The sequence below is a fragment of the Mesorhizobium sp. YM1C-6-2 genome, from assembly GCF_003666685.1.
In the GTDB taxonomy this organism is placed as follows: domain Bacteria; phylum Pseudomonadota; class Alphaproteobacteria; order Rhizobiales; family Rhizobiaceae; genus Mesorhizobium_K.
Genome location: NZ_RCIZ01000022.1, coordinates 1 through 20,757, shown reverse-complemented (window position 1 = coordinate 20,757; position 20,757 = coordinate 1). Strand labels below are relative to the sequence as shown.

Genomic DNA, 20,757 nt, shown 5'->3' with positions numbered 1-20,757 from the left:
GCCCGGCAGCGATTTTCTTGCTTCGTTCATGTTTCGGGGTGCTGCTTCACGTTCACCAGGTACCGCATTATCTCATCTTCCAGGTCGTCGACGAGAGACGAATATTCGGAGATATTCTTCGTCGAGCGGGGCTTCTCCTTCTTGGCGTTCAGGAGCAGTTCGCGCGCCAGGCGATAGTCCTCGCACAGGTCCCGAAGAGTGTCGTCCAACTCTGCGCGCGACCTGATCAACTCGGCTACGTCGACAAACCGAGCCATCGCGGCTGTCAGCGGCATGGACCGGTTTTTCGGCGTCTTCATTTGTCGGTGCTCTGATCGATCCTCGGAATGCACGTGGATAGATGCACGCTGACACGATCACCGCCGCCTGCCGGCCAGACAAGTAAGTTACTGTAATCTGTCGGGGCGGCGACCCAAGGCTGGATGCCGGCGACAATCGGCGGGACTTTCGACGGGAAATCAACGGGGCTCGATTTTCGATGTGGCGACGCTGCGGAGCACGTCCAGCAGGACCTTGGCCGATACCGGCTTTTGGAGATAGGCGTCGCAGCCGCCTTCGACCGCTGCCCGGCGGACGGCGTCGCTGTCGCTCGCGGTGACAATAACGATCGGTGTCGTCACGCCGGACCGGACCAGCTCGAGCAGGATGTCGATGCCCGAGGCGGCGCCGAGATGAATGTCCAGGATGAGGCAGGAGGCGTCGTCGAGATTCGCTTGCTTTTGGAACTCCTCGGCCGACGAGAACGCTTTCACCTGCAGGCCGTGCACCCCCAACAGACGTTTCATCGCCTTGAGGTAATCGACGTCGTCATCGAGTATGTGGATTGGTTTCGCCGCAGGCATTGCACGGTCCTGACGCGAGCGGCACCTACGCGTGGACAAAGGTCCGCTGACACAGGAGACTTAGCAGATTGTGCCTGAGGGCTGCTACTGTCCCCTCGGACAGTCTGCCGGCGCGGCCGGCACTCAACGCGATCGCCGGGCTTCTCTCAGTCGATGGAGACCGGCCGCGTATCTGTGACGGCGATGCGCTGGTGCGACAGTAAGTCGAGCCGCTCGGCCAACGAGACCAGATCGGCGACCGTCCTGGCGTGCAGTTTCTCGAAGATGCGCTGCCGGTGGGCCTTGATGGTCCGCTCGGTGATGCCCAGCTCCCGCCCGGCCTGCTTGTTCGATTTGCCGCGCACGACGCACTCGAAGACTTCCCGTTCGCGAGGGGTCAGGGTTTCAAGCAACGCATGTGCACCCCTGCGCCATTCCCTGTTCGACCGGTCCCGGTGCAAATGGGCGAGCGCGCTTTTGATGCCGTCCATCAGGGCCTGCTCCGACACCGGCTTGGTCAGGACATCCTCCGCGCCCGCTTTGATGGCCCGCACGGTCGTCGGCACGTCCCCGAAGCCGGTGACGAAGATTATGGGAAAAGAGCAGCCAAGCTCGACCAGGCGTTCCTGAAGCGCCGGCCCGCTCAATCCCGGCAGGCTGATGTCGAGCAAAACGCAATCGGGCTCGATGCCCTTGCGCACTTCGACCAGAAAATCGTCGGCAGTGGCGAACTGCGTGACATCATAGCCGCGCAACTGAAGCAGACGTGCAATCGCTGTCCGGAAAGAATCGTCGTCGTCAATGATGCAAATCAGAGCGGTCATGGACCTCACACCTTTGCATCGACACGGCCAATTGCCTGCAAAGGACCAAACTTCGTTCTATCCATCTTCCGAGCACACCCGCCTGCCGGTTCACTTCATCGATCATGTGCGACAGCAACGCTACGCCTTCATAGTCCCCGATGGAACATAGACATCAGTTGCGGTGCATACGAATATTGTAGACAGACAAGTGTTCCCGTGGCTAAGGCGGATCGCCTCGCGTCTTATTGTCCCTCGGGACAATGTCCCGTAGAACAACGCACCCATGGCCAATTGAACAACTCCCTCAAAGGCTTATGCTCGACTTTGTTCTAGCATTTGTCAACGGGGACGTCGGGCGGCGGAAGTCAACCGCGCCGGCGAGGGCAGCATGTTGGACTCGCCAAGGTTGCATCTTGTGACGGCCTATCCGGAAGGCGGTGAAGAGCGTGCTTCAGAAGGCCGGAAGTCCGATACGGCTGAGCAGGTTCGCTTCGAGCTGGACCGCATTCTGAGTTCCCCCCAATTCGACGCTTCTGAACGAAATCGGCGCTTTCTGGACTATGTCGTCGAGGAGACGCTTTCGGACAGGGGCGACCGGATAAAGGCCTATAGCATCGCCACCCTCGTGTTCGGCAGGGACGACAGCTTCGATCCCGCGCTCGATCCTGTGGTGCGGATGGAAGCCCGGCGCCTGCGACGGTCGCTGGAGCGCTTCTATCTTGTCGAAGGGGAAACCGGCCCGATAAGGATCACGCTGCCGAAAGGCGGCTACGTGCCGAAATTCCAGGACCAGGCCGCGCTTCGATCCGCTGTGGACCAGGAGCCGCGACGCGGTATCGCTTCGGCGCCGGTGTCGCGTCGGCCATCGATCGGGATTTCGGCATTCAATTTCGAATCCGAAACCCCGGGCTATCTGAACTACTGCGACGGCCTTACCCGCCAGATCGCGATAGGGCTCAGCCGTTATCCCGAACTTGCCGTCTTCATGCCGATCCCGAGATCCTGGTCGGATTCGGCTGAGTGTCCGACAGCAGCGCCGGCGGCCGACTTCGTCCTCACAGGCGACGCGGTCGTAGCGTCGAACGTGCTCAAGGTGAAAGCCACACTGCTGCATGGCGCGAGCGGCGAGGTGATCTGGGCGGAGACCCTGGTCGATGAAACGATGACCGACGGCATATTCGAGGTCCGCGACAAGATTGCGGATCGTATCGCGCGCTCGCTGTGGGCGCGCATGATGCTCATCGGTGACCTGCGCAGGTATTTTGCGGCAGGTGACCCGTGCAGCCTCGTGCATTTCAACAGCATGACGCATTTCATCCGGTATCGCCGGGCGCCTGAACGCGACCTCTACACCGCGGCACGCAAGTCCCTGGAGAGCGCGCTGGCAGCCGATGCGGGCCAATCCGAGCCCCTGGCATGCCTTTCCCAGATCCACTCGGACGGATACCGGTTCGGCTATGCGTCGGCTGAACCGGACGACCTGAGACGGCGGGCGTTCGAGCTTGCCTCGAGGGCTGTCGAATTGTCGCCGAATTCCAGCCGCTCGCACCATGCGCTTGGCGTCGCTCACTGGTTCCTGGAAAATGTCGGCGAAAGCCTCGCGTCGTTACGCGCCGCCGTCGCGCTCAACCCGAATTCGGCCGATGCGATGGCCGACCTGGGCTACTACTCATGCCTTTCCGGCGACTGGGAGGGCGGAAGCCGGCTCATCGCGGAGGCGATCTCGAAGAGCCCGCTCGAAGTCGGCATCCAGCGGGTCGGGTTGGCGTTCCATCATTTCATGAACGGAAACTTCGAACGGGCCTATGACGAAGCCCGGCAGATACGCGCGCAGGATATCACGCAAGGTTTCGTGGCGAAGGCGATCGCGTCGGTTCGGCTCGGACGTTATGAGGAGGCTGCCGATGCCGTAACAAGCATTCTCCGGCTCGATCCGCTGTTCGGACCCAGCATCCTGCGTGACTTCGGCGGCGGCGCCGTCGTGCAATCCACTCTTGTCCGCGAAATCAGGTCGGCGCTCCAGGACGCCGGACTCCCGATGGACACCGCGCGGCACTGATGCCGGCGAGATCCACCGCTTCGTCCAACGATGCTACCGTAACTTACTCTCCCAATACTTGCGCATTCTCCGCTCCCTAAGACCAACTGGGCCATGTGTGTCGGGCAAGCACAGACCGTGCTCGACGTGAGGACCGAGCGAGGGACCACGATGACGACGCTCTCCAAGAATGCGGCGACGATTTCGAAGGATGCCGAACTGCAGAGAGTCGACCACTTCTTTTCGATGCCCGCCGCCCGCGCAGACCGCTGGCGCGACCTTACGGCGGTCGCCAATGACTGGGCCGCCGGGTCCTCGAGCCAGGACGAGGTCGCGTCTTCACTCGATGCGCTGGGCGCCATCGAAGAGTTTCACGCCTTCCCCGGACGGCGCCTGATGGCCAAGCTCAGGGAGCGTCTGGAAGCAGGCTCCGCCGAATCATTCGCTGAACTCGCACGCCGCATCTCGCGTTCGATCATCACCCGCCGGTACAAGCAGGACGCGGCGGACTGGCAAGGCGAGGAGGCTACCGGCGAGGGATCCAGTTCCTTCGTCGACATCTTCGAGGACGGCGAAAGGCGACGCCCATATTTCGAGATGCTCATGGTGACGCCTGCGGCCGCCATGCGCAGCGACAGGCTGCTCGGCGAGATGCGGCGGCTTCGCCGGCCGGAAGACAGCTTCATCTACGAAGCCGTCCAGGTTTCGTCGTTCGAGGACGCCATCAGCGCCGCAGTCATCAATCCGGCGATCGCGGCTGTCACCATCTACGAGGGTTTTTCGCAGGCATCCACGCACGCGGCGCCCATCCTGAGGAACTTCCTGGAGGCGACCGGTTTCGGCGCGAGCAACGTGTCGGAGGCCGACCGGCCGCTGGCGCTGGCCAACGCACTGAAGCGTATCCGGCCCGAGCTCGACATCTACCTGCTGTCGGATCGGCGCGTCGAGGCCGTCGCCGGTGACGAGCGCGCGGCCGCGGTGCGTCGCGTGCTCTACTCGGTCGAGGAGATGCTGGAACTGCACCTGACCGTGATGGAGGGCATCGCCGCGCGCTACCGCACGCCTTTCTTCGACAATCTGAAGAAATATGCGATGCGCCCGATCAGCACGTTCCACGCGCTGCCGATCGCGCGCGGCAAGTCGGTTTTCAAGTCCGACTGGATCCGCGACATGGGCGAGTTCTACGGACTCAACCTCCTGCTTGCCGAAAGCAGCGCGACCACCGGCGGCCTCGACAGCCTCCTGGAGCCGACCGGCAACATCAAGATGGCGCAGGACATGGCTGCGCGCGCCTTCGGCGCCGACCGGGTGTTCTTCGTCACGAACGGCACCAGCACCTCCAACAAGATGGTGCACCAGGCGCTGGTCGCGCCGGGCGACATCGTCATCCTCGACCGCAACTGCCACAAGTCGCACCACTACGGTCTCGTGCTCGCCGGCGGCCAGCCGCTCTACGTCGAGGCGTTCCCGATGACGGCGTATTCGATGTATGGCGCCGTGCCGCTCGCCAGCATCAAGTCGGCGCTGCTCGACCTCAAGGAGGAGGGGCGTCTCGACCGCGTAAAGATGGTCGACCTGACCAACTGCACGTTCGACGGCCATATCTACAACACGCGGCGCGTCATGGAGGAGTGCCTGGCGATCAAGCCGGATCTCATCTTCCTCTGGGACGAGGCCTGGTTCGGCTTTGCCCGTTTTTCGCCCTTCCTGCGTCCGCGCACGGCGATGGGCGCGGCAGCGGTGATCGAAGCCTGGATGCGCGATCCGAAGTCGGTCGAAGCGTATGAAAAGCAGCAGGCCGAACTCGGCAGCTCGCCGTCGCGCGAAACCCTGCTGGAGACGCGGCTGATCCCCGATCCGCGGCAGATCCGCCTGCGCGTCTACCAGACCAACTCAACCCACAAGTCGATGTCGGCCCTGCGCCAGGGATCGATGGTCCTGGTCAAGGATGTCGACTACCACACAGTCGAATCGCAGTTCCGCGAGGCGGTCTTCACCCACGCCTCGACCAGCCCCAACCAGCAGCTGATCGCCAGCCTCGAAGTTGCGCGCCGTCAGATGGAGCTGGAGGGATACGGCCTGGTCACCAACGCGATCGAGATCGCGCTCGCGATCCGGCGCGAGGTGAATGCGCATCCGCTGATCTCGAAATATTTCAAGGTGCTCGGCGCCGACGAGATGATCCCGGCCGAGTTCCGCAACACCGGCTTTGTCGACTTCCTGTCGCCCGGCGTCACCTGGGTCGACCAGGTGCGGAGCATGCATGAGGACGAGTTCTGCCTTGATCCCACGCGCATGACGCTCGTTTGCGGCACTGCGGGCTTCGACGGGACCGAGTTCAAGGCGCTGCTCGCCAACACCTACGACATCCAGCTCAACAAGACGTCGCGCAATTCCGTCCTGCTGCAGTCCAACATCAACAACACCCGCAGCGACATCGCCCATCTGATCCGCGTGCTGCTCGAAATCTGCCACGGGATCGAAGAGCGTCTCGCCCAAGGGGGCGACGCAGGACGCAAGTCGTTCGAGGCGCGCGTCAAGTCGCTGATGCACGATGTGCCGGATCTTCCGAATTTCAGCCGCTTCCACGGCGTTTTCAGGAGCGACGCCGGCGAGCAGACGCCGGAAGGCGACATGCGCTCGGCCTTCTACGGCGGGTACGATCCGGCCGCCTGCGAATATGTGCCGATCAATTCCGAGGAATGCGACCGTCGCCTGCGCGACGGCCCGGAAATGGTGTCCGCGAATTTCGTCATACCGTATCCGCCGGGTTTCCCGATCATGGTGCCGGGTCAGGTGGTCACGCCCGAAACCATCGACTTCATGCGCAAGCTCGATGTCAAGGAGATCCACGGCTACGAGCGCGCCAGGGGGCTCAAGCTGATCAAGCCGGACACGGTCGCCGCCAGGATGCGCAGATAGAAAGAGGCGGCGTTGCCCGTGGCCGAGCGGGTCGGGGCATGGCCGAAGCGTTGAGAGAACCGCCGCAGAGGAGAAGAGGGGATCATGTTTGAATGGTTTGCGAACACGCTTCGCCAGTATCCGGAGATCGCGATCTTTCTCTCGCTGGCCTTCGGGTATTACTTCGGCTCCTTCACCTATAAGGGTCTCGGCCTTGGCGCGGTCACGGCCACGCTGATCGCTGCGGTGATCATCGGCCAACTCGGCATCGAGGTCACCGGCCCGCTGAAGCCGTTCTTCTTCCTGATGTTCCTGTTCGCCATCGGTTATGCGGTAGGCCCGCAATTCGTGCGCGGCATCGCCAAGGACGGGCTTCCCCAGGCGCTGTACGCGGCGGTGGTCTGCGTGTTCTGTCTGCTCGGTGGTTATCTTGCCGCGAGATTCGCAGGCTACGACCTGGGTTCCGCGGCCGGTCTCTATGCCGGCTCGCAGACCATCTCCGCCTCGATGGGTCTGGCGACCGACGCCATCAATCGCCTTGGCCTGCCGCCGGAAGAAACCAAGCGTCTGCTCGACGCGATGCCCGTGGCCTACGCTGTCACCTACATCTTCGGCACGATGGGTTCGGCCATCATCATCGCTCTACTGGGGCCCGCTTTGTTGCGCATCGACCTCGAAGCCGCCTGCAAGCGCTATGAGGAAAAACACGGCGGAAAGAAAGAGGCAGGCGGTCCAGGGACCGCGTGGCACCAGTTCGAGATGCGCGCCTACCGGGTTCGACCGGACGGGCGTGTCGTTGGCAAGACGGCGACAGAAATCGAGCACCTCGCACCTGAGCACCGGGTCTTCGTCGAGCGTTTCCGTCGTGGCGACAAGATCGTGGATGCAACGTCGGACACGGTCATCCAGGGAGGCGATGTTGTGGCCGTTGTCGGCCGGCGCGACGTCCTGGTCAATCTGATCGGCGCCGAAGCGGAGGAGGTTGATGACCGCGAATTGCTTGCGGTGCCCATCGAGGGCGTCGATGTCTACGTCACCAGCAAGGATGTCGACGGACGAAGCTTGGCGGAGCTTGCGCAACTGCCCTGGGCGCGCGGTGTGTTCCTGCGCAAGATCACGAGGGGCGCGACGGCGACCGATATTCCAATCCTGCCCGCCACGAAGGTTCATCGCGGCGACATCCTTACCCTCGTTGGGCGCACCCAGGACGTCGGCCAAGCGACCAAGATGCTCGGTTATCCGGACAAGGTGACCGACGTTGCAGATGTCATGTTCATCGGTGCTGCGATTGCGATCGGCGCCCTGGTGGGTGCGATTGTCTACAATGTGGGCGGCGTCCCACTGACCCTCTCCACATCAGGCGGCGCGCTGATCGCCGGCCTCTTCTTCGGATGGCTCCGGTCGGTCCATCCAAGCTTTGGCAGAATTCCCTCGCCCACCGTCTGGTTCATGAACTCCGTCGGTCTCAACGTGTTCATCGCCATTGTCGGGCTTTCGTCCGGTCCCAAGTTCGTGGCGGGGCTTCAGCAACTGGGCTTTGGCCTGTTCCTGTGGGGCATCTTTGCGACCACGTTGCCCCTCATCCTGGCGATGTATGTCGGCAAGTACCTGTTCCGCTTCGACGACGCCATCGTGTTGGGGGCGGTCTCCGGTGCCCGCACGACCACGGCCTCGCTCGGCATGGTCAACGACCGCGCAAAGAGCCAGATCCCGGGGCTGGGCTACACGGTGACCTATGCAGTCGGAAACACACTGCTGACGATCTGGGGCATGGTTCTGATCATTTTGCTCGCCTAGCCGCTCGGGGCGACATGCCCGGGTAGCTTCGCTCATGTTTTCAAACGGAAGGAACACGCCATGGCTGACCTGTTGACCCTTCGCAAGTTCGAAACGCTCAGCCCTTTCGAGATCAAGGACGAACTGATCACTTTGGCCAAGGAGGCCTCCAAGACGGCACAGATGGCGTTCCTGAACGCCGGCCGTGGCAATCCGAACTGGATCGCCACCGAACCACGCGAGACATTCTTCCTGCTCGGCCAGTTCGCGATTACCGAAAGCAAGCGCGTGATGGAACTCCAGCCGGGGATCGGCGGGATGCCCCAGGCAAGCGGCATCGCTTCGCGGCTGGACGCATGGCTGGCAAAGCACGAGGACATGCCTGGCGCGGCGCTGCTGTCGAAGATGGTGGAGTTCGCTGTCAGGAAGTTTTCATTCGACCGGGACGCTTTCGTGCACGAGTTGGTCGACTCGATCATCGGTGACAACTACCCCGTCCCGGACCGCATGCTCGTCCACAATGAGCGTGTCGTGCACGAATATCTGATGTGGGCTATGTGTGGCGAGCCGCGTCCGTCCGGCAAGTTCGACCTGTACGCCGTCGAGGGCGGCACGGCGGCCATGTGCTACATCTTCAAGTCTCTGAAGGCCAATCGGTTGCTTCTCCCAGGAGACACCATTGCGCTCGGCACGCCGATCTTCACGCCCTATCTCGAGATCACGCACCTCGAGGACTATGACCTCAAATACGTCGAAGTCAGCGCGCCACAGGAGAACAAGTTCCAGTACTCGGACGCCGAACTCAAGAAACTTGAGGATCCTAAGGTCAAGGCGTTCTTCATCGTGAACCCTGGCAACCCCACCGGCATGGGGATGGACAGGGAAACGCTCGCGAAGATCGTCAAACTGGTGAAGACAAAGCGCCCCGACCTGATGCTGCTGACCGACGATGTCTACGGCACTTTCGTCACCGATTTTCGCTCGCTCCTCGGCGAACTCCCCCGCAACACGATCGGCGTCTATTCCTTCTCCAAATATTTTGGTTGCACCGGCTGGCGCCTCGGCGTCATCGCGATCCATGAGGACAACATCTTCCAGGAGAAGATCGCTAAGTTGGCGGCACAAGACCTGAAGGCGCTGGACAAGCGCTATGGCCCGATCACGCTCACACCCCGCGAGCTGAAGTTCATCGATCGCATCGTCGCCGACAGCCGCGACGTGGGCCTCAACCACACCGCAGGCTTGTCATTGCCTCAGCAGGTGATGATGACGATGTTCTCGCTTTATGAACTCATGGACGAGGAAAAGGCCTACCAGAAGGCATGCATGGAGATCGTGCACAAGCGCTTCTGGAACTTGATCGAGGGCCTGGGTCTCGAATTGTCCCCCAACCCACATTACGACGCCTATTATGGCTTGATCGATTTCGAGTTCTGGGCACGCAAGAACATCGGCGACGCCGCTGTCGAGTATCTGAAGAAAAATGTGCATCCGCTGGACCTGGCCTTCCGACTCGCCGAGAGCCATGGCATCGTCTTGCTGAACGGTGGCGGATTCGACGCACCTGAGTGGTCGATGCGGGTCTCGTTGGCCAACCTGCCGGACGAGGCATACGAAACGATCGGACGAGGTGTGCGATCCATCGCCCGCGGCTATAGGGACGTGTACGAAGCATCGAGGTCGGCGAAGAAGTGACCGCGAATGTTGGTCTGGCTTGAGCAATTCCTGGTCCGTTACCCGGAGCTTGCGCTCTACCTTGCCATAGCGGGGGGCTACTACATTGGCGGCTTCAAGTTCGGGACCTTTTCATTTGGGCCGGTGACCGGCTCCCTTTTCGCCGGGATTCTCATCGGGCAGTTCGCCGAAGTTCCGGTGTCGTCGACGACCAAGGCCTTCCTGTTCCTGCTCTTCCTCTTCGGCATCGGCTATTCGGTGGGTCCCCAGTTCCTGCAGACGATCCGCAAGGACGGTCTGAAGTCCGTGGCGCTGGCGCTCGTCTGCTCCGGCACCGGCCTCGGGGTGGCCTATGTGATGGCGTCGCTCATCGGCCTGGATGCGGGGTTCGCCGCGGGTATGCTTTCGGGAGCCTTGACGCAAAGTGCTGCGATGGGAACCGCAACCGAAGCGATCGGCGCGCTTCCCCTGCCGGAGGCCGAGCGCGCCACGCTGATCGCCCACGTGGCTGTCGCCGATGCGGTCTGCTACCTGTTCGGCGCGGTCGGGGCGATCTGGTTCTGCAGCGCCGCGGGACCGAAACTCCTGGGCGTCGACCTGGAAACCGAGGCCAAGCAACTGGAGCAGCAACTCGGCATAAAGCGAACGGCGGATGGCGCCGTTTCCGGGTACCGCCACTTTGAATTCAGGGCCTACCGGCTTCCCGTTGACGCGGCTGTGTCGGGGAAATCGGTTGCGGAAGCAGAGGCGACAAACTCGAGCCATCGCTTCTTCATCCTCAGGCTGCGGCGCGATGGCTGCATCATCGAAGCGACGCCCGACCTCGTGCTTCGCGGCGGCGATGTCATCGCCGTTACCGGCCGCCGGGAAGCCATCGTCGAGATTCTGGATGCCCGGGCGGAGGAGCTCGAGGACCGCGAACTGCTCGACGTGCCTTTTCGGGTCAACGAGGTGCTGCTGACAAAGGCGGCGGGCCGGACCTTGGAGCAGGCAGCGACCGAGAGCTGGGCGCGTGGGCTCTATTTGCGCTCAATCAGGCGCGGCGAGGTCGAGCTGCCGATCGGGCCGGAGCTGATCCTGGAGCGGGGCGACGTTCTCACTCTTGTCGGCCCCGAAGCCGTCGTGGTCCGCGCCGCCGAGCAACTCGGTCCGATCATCGCGCCGACCACTTCGACGGACTTCGTGGTGCTTGGGCTCGCGATCTTTCTCGGCGGGCTTGCCGGCGCCACCATCTACATCCCCGTCGGCAGCCTGTCGGTGTCGCTTGGAACCAGTGTCGGGGCCCTCATCGGCGGCTTGATCGTCGGGCATCTGAGGACGCGCCACCCGCTCTTCGGCCGCATCCCCGATGGAGCGATCGCCCTGATGACCTCGCTCGGGCTTGCGGCCTTCGTCGCCATGACCGGCCTTCATGCCGGGCCGATCTTCATCTCCGCGCTCCGGGAGGTGGGGCTCGGCCTGCTGCTCGGCGGCGCCGTCGTCACGCTGACGCCGTTGATCGTCGGGCTCTATTTCGGCCGCTATGTGCTGAAGATGAATCCGGTGCTCCTGCTGGGCGGGGTCGCGGGCGCGCTCACCATGACGGCCGCAATGGCCGCGGTGCAGACCCGGTCGCGCAGCCCCGTCGCGGTGCTCGGCTATACGCCTGCCTATCCCGTCTCCAACATACTTCTCACCCTTTGGGGAACGGTGATCGTGATTGCCAGCGCGGGGACGCCCTAGCCGGGGACATGCCGGCGAGCTTGAAGAGGAACGCAGCAATGAAAAGACAACCCGGATCCTTTCAACTGGCCGCCAAGCTGCTGTTTCTTGCCGCCATGGCGTCGCCGGGCGCCGCGCTCGCCGAAGGACTGGAGCCGATCGAATACACGTTCGGCGATGGAACGGTCGTCCGCGTCTCCGGCCAGATCAACATGGGCGTCCTCCACTACGACGACGGCGTCGACGACTTCACGAATTTCGTCGACAACGACAATTCGAGCTCCCGGGTGAGGTTCCAGGTCTTCATGACTGGTGACGAATGGAAGATGGAATCCACCCTGGAGGCCGAATACCAGCCATTGGCATCGAACGTCGTCAGCCAGTTGAATGACGAGCCGAACTGGGATTTCCCCTCGACCAACATAAGGAAGGCCGAGATCGTCTTCTCCAACGAGCGCTTCGGAAAGCTCTGGCTGGGGCAGGGCAGCATGGCGAGCGACGGTACCGCCGAGGTGGATAATTCCGGCACGTCGGTCATTGCCTATTCCAGCATCGCCGATACGGCCGGCGGCTATTTCTTCCGCAACTCGGCGAACGCGCTGTCCGACATCACGGTCGGCAGCGCCTTCTCGAATTTCGACGGACTGGGCCGCAAGCTGCGCGTGCGCTACGACACGCCGACATTCCATGGCTTCGGACTGCGCACCTCTTATGGCGAGGACGCGCTCGCCGACAAGAATTCAGCACTCTATGACGTCGCCGCGACCTATTCCGGCGATTTCGATGCGATCGACCTTGATGCCGCAATCGGCTACGCGTGGAACACCGAGACCGACATCGAGACGCTGTCCGGATCGATTTCGGGTCTTCACAAGCCCACCGGGATAAGCCTGACGCTTGCCGCCGCCCACGAGTTCACGGACGGCATCGAAGGGCGCTACGGATATGTGAAGCTCGGCTACCAGCGCGAGTTCTTCGAGATCGGCGCGACCGCATTTTCGATCGACTACTATTTCGGAAACGACATCGCCGCCGGCGGCTCCGACAGCGATACGATCGGACTTGCCGCCGTGCAGAACATCGACGCGTACAACCTGCAGCTATGGGCGCTCTGGCGCAATTACAGCTACGACGACGACGCCGACGAATATGAGGACGGACAGGCCGTGTTCGGCGGCGCGCTTTTCAAGTTCTGATCGGTTCCGGACGGCTTGTCCTTCAACGGCGACAGGCCCGGCGGGCCGGCCGGCGCTACCGTAACTTACCCTCTCCAGTCTTGAACGCAGAACCTCACGCGCGACAATCGCGCGAATGCGAGGAGGCGGTTCGGCCGCCATCATCTGGCTGCAAACGCCGTGAGCGCCGAAAGACTGTTCGGAGGATGCCATGGGCAAGAACAACAAAGCGGAAAAGGGAAAGGAAAGAAACGAAAGCGCGGTCGTCGTCGCTCTCGCGCCGGACACTCCTCCCGACCAGCCCAAGGAACAAGCGAAGAAGGAAAAGTCAGGCAAGCTCTATGCCAGGAAGCTGCGCGATCTCCAGCTCGAACTGGCCAACCTGCAGTCATGGGTGAAGAAATCAGGGGCGCGGATCGTGATCATCTTCGAAGGTCGCGACGCTGCGGGGAAGGGCGGCGTCATCAAGCGCCTCACCGAGATGATGAGCCCGCGCATCTTCCGGGTCGTGGCATTGCCCGCACCGACCGATCGCGAGAAGTCCCAGATCTACATGCAGCGCTATGTGGCTCAGCTGCCGGCGGCGGGCGAGATCGTGATCTTCGACCGGTCCTGGTACACGCGCCCGGGCGTCGAGCGGGTCATGGGCTTCTGCAGCGAGGCGAAGGCGCGGCGTTTCCTGGAACTCACACCACGATTCGAGGCGGCGATCATCGAGAGCGGGACGACGTTGCTGAAGTATTTTCTCGACGTCAGCGAGGAGGAACAGGAGCGGCGCTTCCGGCAGCGGATTGACGATCCGGTGCGGCAGTGGAAGCTCAGCCCCATGGATGTCGAATCCTACCGGCGCTGGTGGGACTATTCGAAGGCATACAATGAGATGATCCGCGCGACGGACACGGATTTCGCCCCGTGGTGGATCGTCCCGTCCGACGACAAGAAACGCGCGCGCATCAACTGCATCTCGCACATACTGAATTCCATCCCCTATGAGCGCGTCCCGTTCGAGGAGCCCAAGCTGGGCAAACGCCAGAAGCGCCCCGACGACTTCGTCGACGACACCACGCCGCGGCGCGTGGTGACGGACTTGTTTTGAACCGACTTTGGATCGACAAGGAGCCCAGAATGTCCGGAGAAAAAATCGATCCCAATGCACCCCCGCCGAGCGCCGATCAGCTTCGCAAGAAGCTGGTCGACGAGCAGATGGCGGAGATGAAGAAGCGCGAGGCGCAGCGCAGCGCCGAGCAGCAAAAGTTGACGGCCTTCACCGATGACTTCCTGAAGGGACAGGTGACCGACGACGAAATTGCCAGGGTCCGCCGCCTTGTCATGAACGCGGTGAAGGACGGCAAGCTCGAGGCGCTCGTCTACACCTTCCCGTCGGATCTCTGCACGGATAGCGGCCGCGCCATCAACAGCAGCGATCCGAAGTGGCCCGACACGCTGAAGGGCAAGGCCAGACAATTCTATGAGCGCTTCCTCCAATTCGGCAAGCCCCAGGGCTTCAAGCTGAAGGCCATGATCGTCACGTTCCCGGGAGGCATTCCCGGCGACGTCGGTTTCTTCCTGAGCTGGGCGCCGGAAGCGAAGTAGGGGCATTTGCCGGGAGCGCCGAAACGGCCTTGCGCCTAGGTCGCCAAAGGAAGCCTGATTGTGAACGAAGCGCCGCCGTCTTCGCGATCCCTGGCGGTTATTTTTCCGTGGTGAGCCTGGATGATCGTCTGCGCGATGGACAGGCCCATCCCCATCCCTTCCGGCTTGGTGGTGAAGAACGGATCGAATATCCGCTTCAACGTGTCCTCGGGGATGCCCGGCCCCCTGTCCGACACAGAAAGCTCCGCGAATTTGGCGTCACGTGAGGTCCTGATACTGACGGCTCGCCTTTCGTAGGACAGATCCTTCGTCGCTTCGATGGCGTTCACGACAAGGTTCAGGATGACCTGTTGCAGCTGGACGCCGTCGCCGAGGACCGGCAGCGGGTCGGCCGAGATGTCGGTGGCAAGCTCGATGTCCCGCGCACGGGCAATCGTCGAGACGAAGCCGACGGTTTCCCTCGCCAGGTCGTTGAGATCGAGGTCTTTCAGCTCGAAGGGCGCCTTTTTCAGGAGGCTGCGCATCCTTTTGATGACCTCGCTGGCGCGTTCGTCATTGTGCAGGATCTCGCCGACGATTTCCCTGAGGGCAGGGATGTCCGGGCTTTGCGATTCCAGGATGATATGCGCGGCCTCGGCATTGGCGAGGATGGCGCCGAGCGGCTGGTTTATCTCATGTGCGATGGAGGCTCCGAGCTCCCCGGCCGTCGTGAAACGGTTGACGCGTGCCAGTTCGGACATCCGCTGCTGCGATTCCACTTCCGCCAGATGGCGGCGATGGCGTTCGCGCAGCAGGATCGCGATAAGTCCGGCCTGCAGCAGGACGGCCGCGGCGACCAGGGAGATTTCCAGCGGATATCTTTGCCAGGGCGTGGGCTCGCGAAACAACACTTCGCTGTCCGGCGGCAGGCGGCTCTCGCTGATGTTCCAGCGTTTGAGTTCCCGCCAGTCGTATTTGGGCGCCGAAAAAGGGATCGGAGAAACGTGGATGCCGTCCGGTTTTTCTCCTCCCAGCATTCGGACCGCGACGGCGGCGCTCGAGCGGGCTCCCTCGACCGGCGACGTCATCGGGCCGCCGACCACCCTTCCGCGAAAAAGCGACTGGTCGAACGTGAAGATCGGCGCATTGGCGACGTCGGCGATGCTTTTCAACGGCTCCTTGTCGCCATAAACGGCGCCGGCGCCGTCCACCATCATCTGCTGGAAAAAGATCGCGCTGCGAGGCGGCAGGTTCGCCAGTTCCCGCAGCGTCTCGGCGAACGGCAGCTCGTTGTAGAAGCGCAGTTCGACCCTGTCCCCCAGAACCGGCTCGACTTCCTGCCGCAGCTCCTTGATCCAGAATTGCTCGGGAGGAGAGTTTCCGACGATCACTGCGATGGTTTTGGTCTCCGGCAGCAAACGCAGGATGTTCTCGAAGAGCCGGGCATGTTCGACGAGCGTGCCGACGACCGCGTCCCTGGGCGAGAGCAGCGAGGGGTCGACGCGGCGCGAATTCACCGCCGCCAGCAGCATTGGAGCCGTCGGAAACAGGCCGGCCCGATATTTCTGCACGAAACGGGCGGCGGGCCCGCCGAACGCCACGATGAGGTCCGGCGGTGCCTGAGCGTAGAGAGAGGTGAGATAGGCGACGAATTGCGCCTCGGCCGAGTCGTTGCCGGCGACGGCGGTTACGAGCGAGTGTTCCTGAAAGGTGAGCGGCCAGGGCGACTGGCGGATCAATTCGCTGCGTGTCTCCTGGCTCCAAGTGGCGAAGGGTTGAAAGCTCGGGCCGTAGGATTGGAGGAACAGGATGAACTTCGGCCGATCGGCGGGGGCGGCGGCAGTGGGCTGAGCGGAAGAGGCCGCAACCAATGACAAAAGGATGGCCGCGGCTAGCCAAAGACCGGCCAGCCATTTCGCCACCAATGTGCTCAAAGGGGCCATCAAGCTCCAAGCGACGACACGCGGCAGTACATTTGCCGCTAAGCGTGGCAATTGACAAGGCGGAGCTTCGGCTCGGCCCCTTTCGACAACGAGCGCTGGACAACCAGGCGGTTCTCCGGGTGGCCACTGTCGGCCGACGGACGAGGCCGCTTTGGCCTTCCTGTCCGGGGATGCAATGGACCTTCGGTCCAATGTCCATGAGGACAGTTTCAGGCGACGGTCGTCGGGTATGTAATGTCTGATGGCCAAGCTGGGAGATAGTGGCCAGGCTGAGAGATCGCTGGGATTGCACGCCGGTCGCCCCATGCGCACACCGACACAAGACAAGCTGGCTCCACCGGTCGGCAAGTATGTCGTGTACGACCCCCCCGCCGACGGCCTGCCTTACGTTGCAGTCCTCTTCCTGCCGGAACAGCGGCCCAAGGTGTTCTTCTTCGACAATGCCGAAGATGCGGAAACATTCCTGACGTCCCACGCTATCGAGAGGCTACAGCCAAGACGATAGCTGAATGTGAGCCTTCAGAGCGGACCTTGTCCGGAACGCCGCCGCTTCCGGGCGCCGCCTCTATTGGGTGATCAGCCCTAGGAAGGCGCCGCTGGAACTGAACCGGCAATCGAACCCGAACGTGTTCGTGCCCGTGTCCACCGAGCCCTGGATCAACAGGCCGAAGCTCCGCGTCACCGGGTCCTCGGTGCTGATGTTTTCGAGCGGCGCGTTGTATTTGGCAGCGGCCGCGTTCTGGCAGACGCCGGGCATATCGCCCTGGGCGACCACGGTCCCGGCGGCGGGCGGCGCGTTTGCGCTCGTGCCGCTGCCCGCGGTGCTGCATCCCGCGAGAGCCAGCGACAACAGCATCAGGCCGGACTTGATCGAAGCGGGCTTCATCATGGTACTCCCACAAGAATGTTCATTGCGTCGTCCGGGGGCAGGCATCCGGCGTGAGCCGCCTGTCTCCCGAGGACGGCGGGTGCCGTGGCCTAGCGGGCCGGTCCCAGATTGATCAGCTGGACGCGGCGGTTCTTCGCATCCTTCGGGCTCGTCCCGTCCAGGGGCCATTCCTGCCCGGCGCCGACCGCCTCGAGCTGATTTGCCGGGATGGAGAAGGTCGTCATCAGGGCGACCTTGATCGCGTTGGCGCGCTGCAGGCTGAGCTCGAGGTTGTGCTCCGGCTTGCCGGTCGCGTTGGTGTGGCCGACGATCAGGAACCTGTAGTTCCGCAGCAGGGGATGATGCAGCGCGTCGGCGATGACGCCGATGGTCCGGTAGGACTGTGGCTCGATCGCCACCGAATTGTTCTCGAACTCGATGTCGACCGCGAATTGCGGCAGTTCGGCCAGCACGCTCCAGTTGGGAAGCGCTGCAATACCTCGGCCGGCATTGCTGTTCGCTTCCTCGATCAGCAGCCCGACATCGACCATCGGAGCGGCGGCGGCCATCTTGTCGAGGCTGCCGATCAGCTGGTGCTCGGTGATCTGCTGGGCACCGGCGGGTTGGATTCCGAGGCAGACCAGCGGGACAAGCGCGATCAATAGACGACGTAGCATGGTCTTTATTCCCTTCTGGGTTTCGGTCAGCGCCATCCGGCGTCGGTGATCGCCTGGGTGCATTTGGCGCTGTCGATCCGCTCGGTCTTGATCAGGCACTGAAGGATGTGCACCTCGCCGACCACGCCCTTGCAGTGCTGGTTCGCGTTGGAGGCGCAGATCTTGAAAACGCTGGCCTGGGCCGCGAGCCGGCGCTCTATCGATGCGGTCACGGAGGCGAGCGTCGCGGTGCACTGGGACGACACCGGCTGGCCTTCGAGGCAGTTCCTGATCTCGTTGTTGCCCAGATTGAGGCCCTTGCAGAACTTCTTGACGTCGGCGCCGCAATCCTTGGAAAGCAAGGACATGGCGTCGGCGTAGCTGATGGTCTGTGCCTGGGTGATGCCGGTGCAGGCGAGCAGCATGAAAAACGCTCCGCCAACCGCGCCAATTCTAGTCGTCATTCGTCCCTCCTGTGGTCTCCGGTCCGCAATCCGACCGGCAAAGCCTATGCATTGTCTTCCTGCGGCAAGCTCGCTCGGTCGCAGGATTTCGTCTTGGCTAGAAACGGATCGTCAGTCCGGCGATCGGGCCTTGCTGCACGGCGTCGAACAGGAAGCCGTCGTTGCTGTAGTCGACGCCGAGCGCGCGGTAGCCGAGCGTCGCGGAGAACGTGTCGTTGATGCGGTAGCCGACGCCGGCCATGACGTCCCAGTCGATGTCGGCCTGGCCGGCGCCGACCAGGCCCCAGCCCGTCACGTAGAAGTTCGGCGTGAAAGCGTAGTTGCCGCGCACGCCGACGAGGCCGTCGACCCAGGTTGCGCCGTCGCTTCGTTTCTCGCCGTCGAGGAATGCGCCGCTGAAGGATATATCCGTGTCGACCGACCAGACGCGCACGCCGCCGACGACGTCCAGGCGGCCCGAGGGGCCTTCGAGGATGGAGTAGCCTGCGCCGGCCAGCCCCGCGAAGGTCGATGTTTCGACATCCACGCTGGTGGCCAGTATGCCGCGGGGCGTCGCGCTGTCGGCCGAGAGCTTCGTGTAGATCAGGTCGCCGAACAGGCTGTAGGGACCGTTGCGCGCCTCGCCGATGAGCATTGCGGCGAAATCGAGATTGTCGAAGATGTCGCTGAAGTCCGCGTCGATGTCGATGACCGGCAGGCCGAACTGCGACGTCTCGCCCGAAAGCCCCGCCGCCCAGAAATACGGGGTGACGGAATAGGTCCAGCCGGGCGCGGCGACAGGTTCAGGCGCCGCGGCGGAAACGAGATCCGCCGCGACGGCAGGGGTCGACGAAAGAGCCGCCCAGACGGCGCAGACCTTGACGATGCCCTTCATGGGAAGCTCCTTCATGCTCGTTCTCATCCGATCAGTAGCAGGGCGGAGCCGGGTAATAGCCGCACGGCGGGCGACCGTAGTAGTACGGAGCCGCGGCTGCGGCCGCCCCGGCGGCCGCGCCTGCATACCAGGCTCCGCGATAGGCCGTGCGGCGGGCTGCGCCGGCAAACGACAGCGGCGTCAGCGGCATGCCGATGATGTCGATGAAGGTCGAGGCCGGGCCGTCCGCCCCGTCGAGGTTCCCTTCGAGAACGTCGACGGCAAAGGTCAGCGTGTCGCCCTCCAGCTTGGGGGACCTCAGGGTCACGACAGCATCGGCCACCGAGCCGCCGTCCTTGGCGAGAACGGAAACCGTGGCGTTCGGCGGATCCTTGGCGAAGCTGTCCTCGCCGGTCGCCCATTCCTCCAGGAGGTGCGCGGTCAGCACGTGGCCGGCGGCCCTGACGGGCCGGTCGGCGAAGACGATCGAATTCGTCGAGACGCCGGAAAGCACGAGCTGCCCGTCGGCAAGCTTGGCGCCGCGGGAGTTGAGCACGATCAGCGACGGCTCCATCTGCGTCTTGGCGACGCCGATCTGCTTGCCGGCCGGCGAGGAGATGGCGTCCTGGGCAAGGCTCGGCCCGACGGAAAAACAGGCTCCCGCGAGCAGCATTGCCATGAACAGGGTGTGTTTCAGTCGCATTGGCTATCCCTCTCTATTCATAAAGATATCTGGGGGTCTCGGGTGCCGTCGCGACAGACAGGTGTCGTCGCGACGGCAGGGTCCTTGCAGCGCTCAGCCGACCTTCTTCACCGGCGGGATCGTCCATGAACCGTCGATGATCGAAGGGTTGCTCTCGTTCGGCCAATAGAGCCGCATCATCAGGATGAACTTGCCGGCGGGAGCCGGAAGCCAGTTGGATTCCTTGTCGGCGCCGGGGGATTCATGCTGGATCAAGAGGTCGATCGAACCGTCCTCATTGGCCTTCAGCGGCTGGCGCGCGCTGATCGAATAGCGGTTCAGCGGGTTGTCGACGAAGAAGTAGTTCTCGTCATACATGGTCAGCGACCAGAAGCCGGAGACGGGCGGCGTCAGGTCTTTCTTGAAGGTCAGGACGTATTTTTCCGAACCGTTGTAGGCCCGCCTGATCACCCCGCCGGCGGACTTCTTCGACGTTGGATAGATCGCGTCCTGCGGACGGTTGGCGCCGAGCCCTATCGCGGTTATGAGCGCCCGCTGGGTGTAGTTGGTGCCGTATATGCCGGTCTTGGTGGTGAAGCCCCAGCCGTCGATGTCCTTGATGTCTCCATCGCTGAACTTGAAATGGAGCATGATCTTGGCGAAGCCGATCTGCGGAAGGCGCTTGGCGAAAGCGGGATCGAACTTCGACTTGTCGAAATCCTGCCCGGGCACGATGCCGATCTCGGCCAGCTTCTCCAGCATGGGCGCGTCGGCTTCGTAGGGAGGATTGCGCTTCAGCAGTTCGGCGAGCAGGGTGAAATACTCGA

At 62.8% G+C, this 20,757-nt stretch carries 19 protein-coding genes; 9 read left to right on the top strand and 10 right to left on the bottom strand.

Annotated features, from left to right (window positions below; all coding sequences use genetic code 11):
- Window positions 1-26: 26 nt before the first annotated feature.
- From D8676_RS26315 to D8676_RS26305, 3 genes are all read right to left on the bottom strand, one after another.
- Complete coding sequence (locus D8676_RS26315; RefSeq protein ID WP_147448276.1) at window positions 27-299, bottom strand: hypothetical protein; 273 nt, start codon at window positions 297-299, stop codon at window positions 27-29.
- Between the two features lie 159 nt (window positions 300-458).
- Window positions 459-842 carry a response regulator gene (locus D8676_RS26310; protein WP_121584062.1) on the bottom strand — a complete coding sequence of 128 codons (384 nt, stop codon included), beginning with the start codon at window positions 840-842 and terminating at the stop codon, window positions 459-461.
- Window positions 843-988: 146 nt separating this feature from the next.
- Window positions 989-1,645, bottom strand: coding sequence for a response regulator (locus D8676_RS26305; RefSeq protein WP_121584061.1), 657 nt, complete (start codon window positions 1,643-1,645; stop codon window positions 989-991).
- Window positions 1,646-2,042: 397 nt separating this feature from the next.
- On the opposite strand from D8676_RS26305, the gene D8676_RS26300 reads away from it, so the two are divergent.
- From D8676_RS26300 to D8676_RS26265, 8 genes are all read left to right on the top strand, one after another.
- Complete coding sequence (locus D8676_RS26300) at window positions 2,043-3,686, top strand: hypothetical protein (protein WP_147448275.1); 1,644 nt, start codon at window positions 2,043-2,045, stop codon at window positions 3,684-3,686.
- A gap of 150 nt (window positions 3,687-3,836) precedes the next feature.
- Window positions 3,837-6,587, top strand: coding sequence for a decarboxylase (locus D8676_RS26295; protein ID WP_121584059.1), 2,751 nt, complete (start codon window positions 3,837-3,839; stop codon window positions 6,585-6,587).
- Between the two features lie 84 nt (window positions 6,588-6,671).
- Window positions 6,672-8,363, top strand: coding sequence for an aspartate-alanine antiporter (gene aspT / locus D8676_RS26290; RefSeq protein WP_121584058.1), 1,692 nt, complete (start codon window positions 6,672-6,674; stop codon window positions 8,361-8,363).
- A gap of 60 nt (window positions 8,364-8,423) precedes the next feature.
- A complete protein-coding gene (locus tag D8676_RS26285) occupies window positions 8,424-10,037 on the top strand; it encodes a bifunctional aspartate transaminase/aspartate 4-decarboxylase (RefSeq protein WP_121584057.1) in 1,614 nt (537 codons plus the stop codon).
- A 6-nt stretch (window positions 10,038-10,043) separates the two neighbouring features.
- Complete coding sequence (gene aspT / locus D8676_RS26280; protein WP_121584056.1) at window positions 10,044-11,738, top strand: aspartate-alanine antiporter; 1,695 nt, start codon at window positions 10,044-10,046, stop codon at window positions 11,736-11,738.
- Window positions 11,739-11,776: 38 nt separating this feature from the next.
- Window positions 11,777-12,913: a porin gene (locus D8676_RS26275; RefSeq protein WP_183097262.1), complete on the top strand. Its 1,137-nt coding sequence runs from the start codon at window positions 11,777-11,779 to the stop codon at window positions 12,911-12,913.
- 190 nt (window positions 12,914-13,103) lie between these two features.
- The gene (gene ppk2, locus D8676_RS26270; RefSeq protein ID WP_121584054.1) at window positions 13,104-13,988 is read left to right on the top strand and encodes a polyphosphate kinase 2; all 885 of its coding nucleotides are present in this window, start codon (window positions 13,104-13,106) and stop codon (window positions 13,986-13,988) included.
- A gap of 29 nt (window positions 13,989-14,017) precedes the next feature.
- On the top strand, window positions 14,018-14,485 hold the full coding sequence (locus D8676_RS26265) for a histidine kinase (protein WP_121584053.1): 468 nt from the start codon (window positions 14,018-14,020) through the stop codon (window positions 14,483-14,485).
- Between the two features lie 35 nt (window positions 14,486-14,520).
- Here D8676_RS26265 and D8676_RS26260 read toward each other — a convergent pair whose 3' ends face one another.
- Window positions 14,521-16,713, bottom strand: a complete 2,193-nt coding sequence (locus tag D8676_RS26260; protein ID WP_245427185.1) for a sensor histidine kinase — start codon at window positions 16,711-16,713, stop codon at window positions 14,521-14,523.
- Here D8676_RS26260 and D8676_RS26255 point away from each other — a divergent pair.
- Window positions 16,712-16,912: a hypothetical protein gene (locus D8676_RS26255; RefSeq protein WP_147448274.1), complete on the top strand. Its 201-nt coding sequence runs from the start codon at window positions 16,712-16,714 to the stop codon at window positions 16,910-16,912. The genes D8676_RS26260 and D8676_RS26255 overlap by 2 nt on opposite strands.
- 60 nt (window positions 16,913-16,972) lie before the next feature.
- Here D8676_RS26255 and D8676_RS26250 read toward each other — a convergent pair whose 3' ends face one another.
- From D8676_RS26250 to D8676_RS26225, 6 genes are all read right to left on the bottom strand, one after another.
- Window positions 16,973-17,296 carry a hypothetical protein gene (locus tag D8676_RS26250; RefSeq protein WP_121584050.1) on the bottom strand — a complete coding sequence of 108 codons (324 nt, stop codon included), beginning with the start codon at window positions 17,294-17,296 and terminating at the stop codon, window positions 16,973-16,975.
- An 89-nt stretch (window positions 17,297-17,385) separates the two neighbouring features.
- Window positions 17,386-17,952: an OmpA family protein gene (locus tag D8676_RS26245; protein ID WP_121584074.1), complete on the bottom strand. Its 567-nt coding sequence runs from the start codon at window positions 17,950-17,952 to the stop codon at window positions 17,386-17,388.
- A 26-nt stretch (window positions 17,953-17,978) separates the two neighbouring features.
- The gene (locus tag D8676_RS26240; RefSeq protein WP_121584049.1) at window positions 17,979-18,395 is read right to left on the bottom strand and encodes a hypothetical protein; all 417 of its coding nucleotides are present in this window, start codon (window positions 18,393-18,395) and stop codon (window positions 17,979-17,981) included.
- Window positions 18,396-18,492: 97 nt separating this feature from the next.
- Window positions 18,493-19,284 carry a hypothetical protein gene (locus tag D8676_RS26235; protein ID WP_245427183.1) on the bottom strand — a complete coding sequence of 264 codons (792 nt, stop codon included), beginning with the start codon at window positions 19,282-19,284 and terminating at the stop codon, window positions 18,493-18,495.
- Between the two features lie 16 nt (window positions 19,285-19,300).
- Complete coding sequence (locus D8676_RS26230) at window positions 19,301-19,927, bottom strand: hypothetical protein (protein WP_245427192.1); 627 nt, start codon at window positions 19,925-19,927, stop codon at window positions 19,301-19,303.
- Window positions 19,928-20,044: 117 nt separating this feature from the next.
- A partial coding sequence (locus D8676_RS26225; RefSeq protein ID WP_147448273.1) for a DUF1214 domain-containing protein occupies window positions 20,045-20,757 on the bottom strand: 713 nt, incomplete at its 5' end.

Bases quoted from the DNA above. Each gene is read 5' to 3' on its own strand.
- D8676_RS26315 (WP_147448276.1), bottom strand. From the start codon at position 299: ATGAAGACGCCGAAAAACCGGTCCATGCCGCTGACAGCCGCGATGGCT.
- D8676_RS26310 (WP_121584062.1), bottom strand. From the start codon at position 842: ATGCCTGCGGCGAAACCAATCCACATACTCGATGACGACGTCGATTAC.
- D8676_RS26305 (WP_121584061.1), bottom strand. From the start codon at position 1,645: ATGACCGCTCTGATTTGCATCATTGACGACGACGATTCTTTCCGGACA.
- D8676_RS26295 (WP_121584059.1), top strand. From the start codon at position 3,837: ATGACGACGCTCTCCAAGAATGCGGCGACGATTTCGAAGGATGCCGAA.
- aspT (WP_121584058.1), top strand. From the start codon at position 6,672: ATGTTTGAATGGTTTGCGAACACGCTTCGCCAGTATCCGGAGATCGCG.
- D8676_RS26285 (WP_121584057.1), top strand. From the start codon at position 8,424: ATGGCTGACCTGTTGACCCTTCGCAAGTTCGAAACGCTCAGCCCTTTC.
- aspT (WP_121584056.1), top strand. From the start codon at position 10,044: ATGTTGGTCTGGCTTGAGCAATTCCTGGTCCGTTACCCGGAGCTTGCG.
- D8676_RS26275 (WP_183097262.1), top strand. From the start codon at position 11,777: ATGAAAAGACAACCCGGATCCTTTCAACTGGCCGCCAAGCTGCTGTTT.
- ppk2 (WP_121584054.1), top strand. From the start codon at position 13,104: ATGGGCAAGAACAACAAAGCGGAAAAGGGAAAGGAAAGAAACGAAAGC.
- D8676_RS26265 (WP_121584053.1), top strand. From the start codon at position 14,018: ATGTCCGGAGAAAAAATCGATCCCAATGCACCCCCGCCGAGCGCCGAT.
- D8676_RS26255 (WP_147448274.1), top strand. From the start codon at position 16,712: ATGCGCACACCGACACAAGACAAGCTGGCTCCACCGGTCGGCAAGTAT.
- D8676_RS26260 (WP_245427185.1), bottom strand. From the start codon at position 16,713: ATGGGGCGACCGGCGTGCAATCCCAGCGATCTCTCAGCCTGGCCACTA.
- D8676_RS26250 (WP_121584050.1), bottom strand. From the start codon at position 17,296: ATGATGAAGCCCGCTTCGATCAAGTCCGGCCTGATGCTGTTGTCGCTG.
- D8676_RS26245 (WP_121584074.1), bottom strand. From the start codon at position 17,952: ATGCTACGTCGTCTATTGATCGCGCTTGTCCCGCTGGTCTGCCTCGGA.
- D8676_RS26240 (WP_121584049.1), bottom strand. From the start codon at position 18,395: ATGACGACTAGAATTGGCGCGGTTGGCGGAGCGTTTTTCATGCTGCTC.
- D8676_RS26235 (WP_245427183.1), bottom strand. From the start codon at position 19,284: ATGAAGGAGCTTCCCATGAAGGGCATCGTCAAGGTCTGCGCCGTCTGG.
- D8676_RS26230 (WP_245427192.1), bottom strand. From the start codon at position 19,927: ATGGCAATGCTGCTCGCGGGAGCCTGTTTTTCCGTCGGGCCGAGCCTT.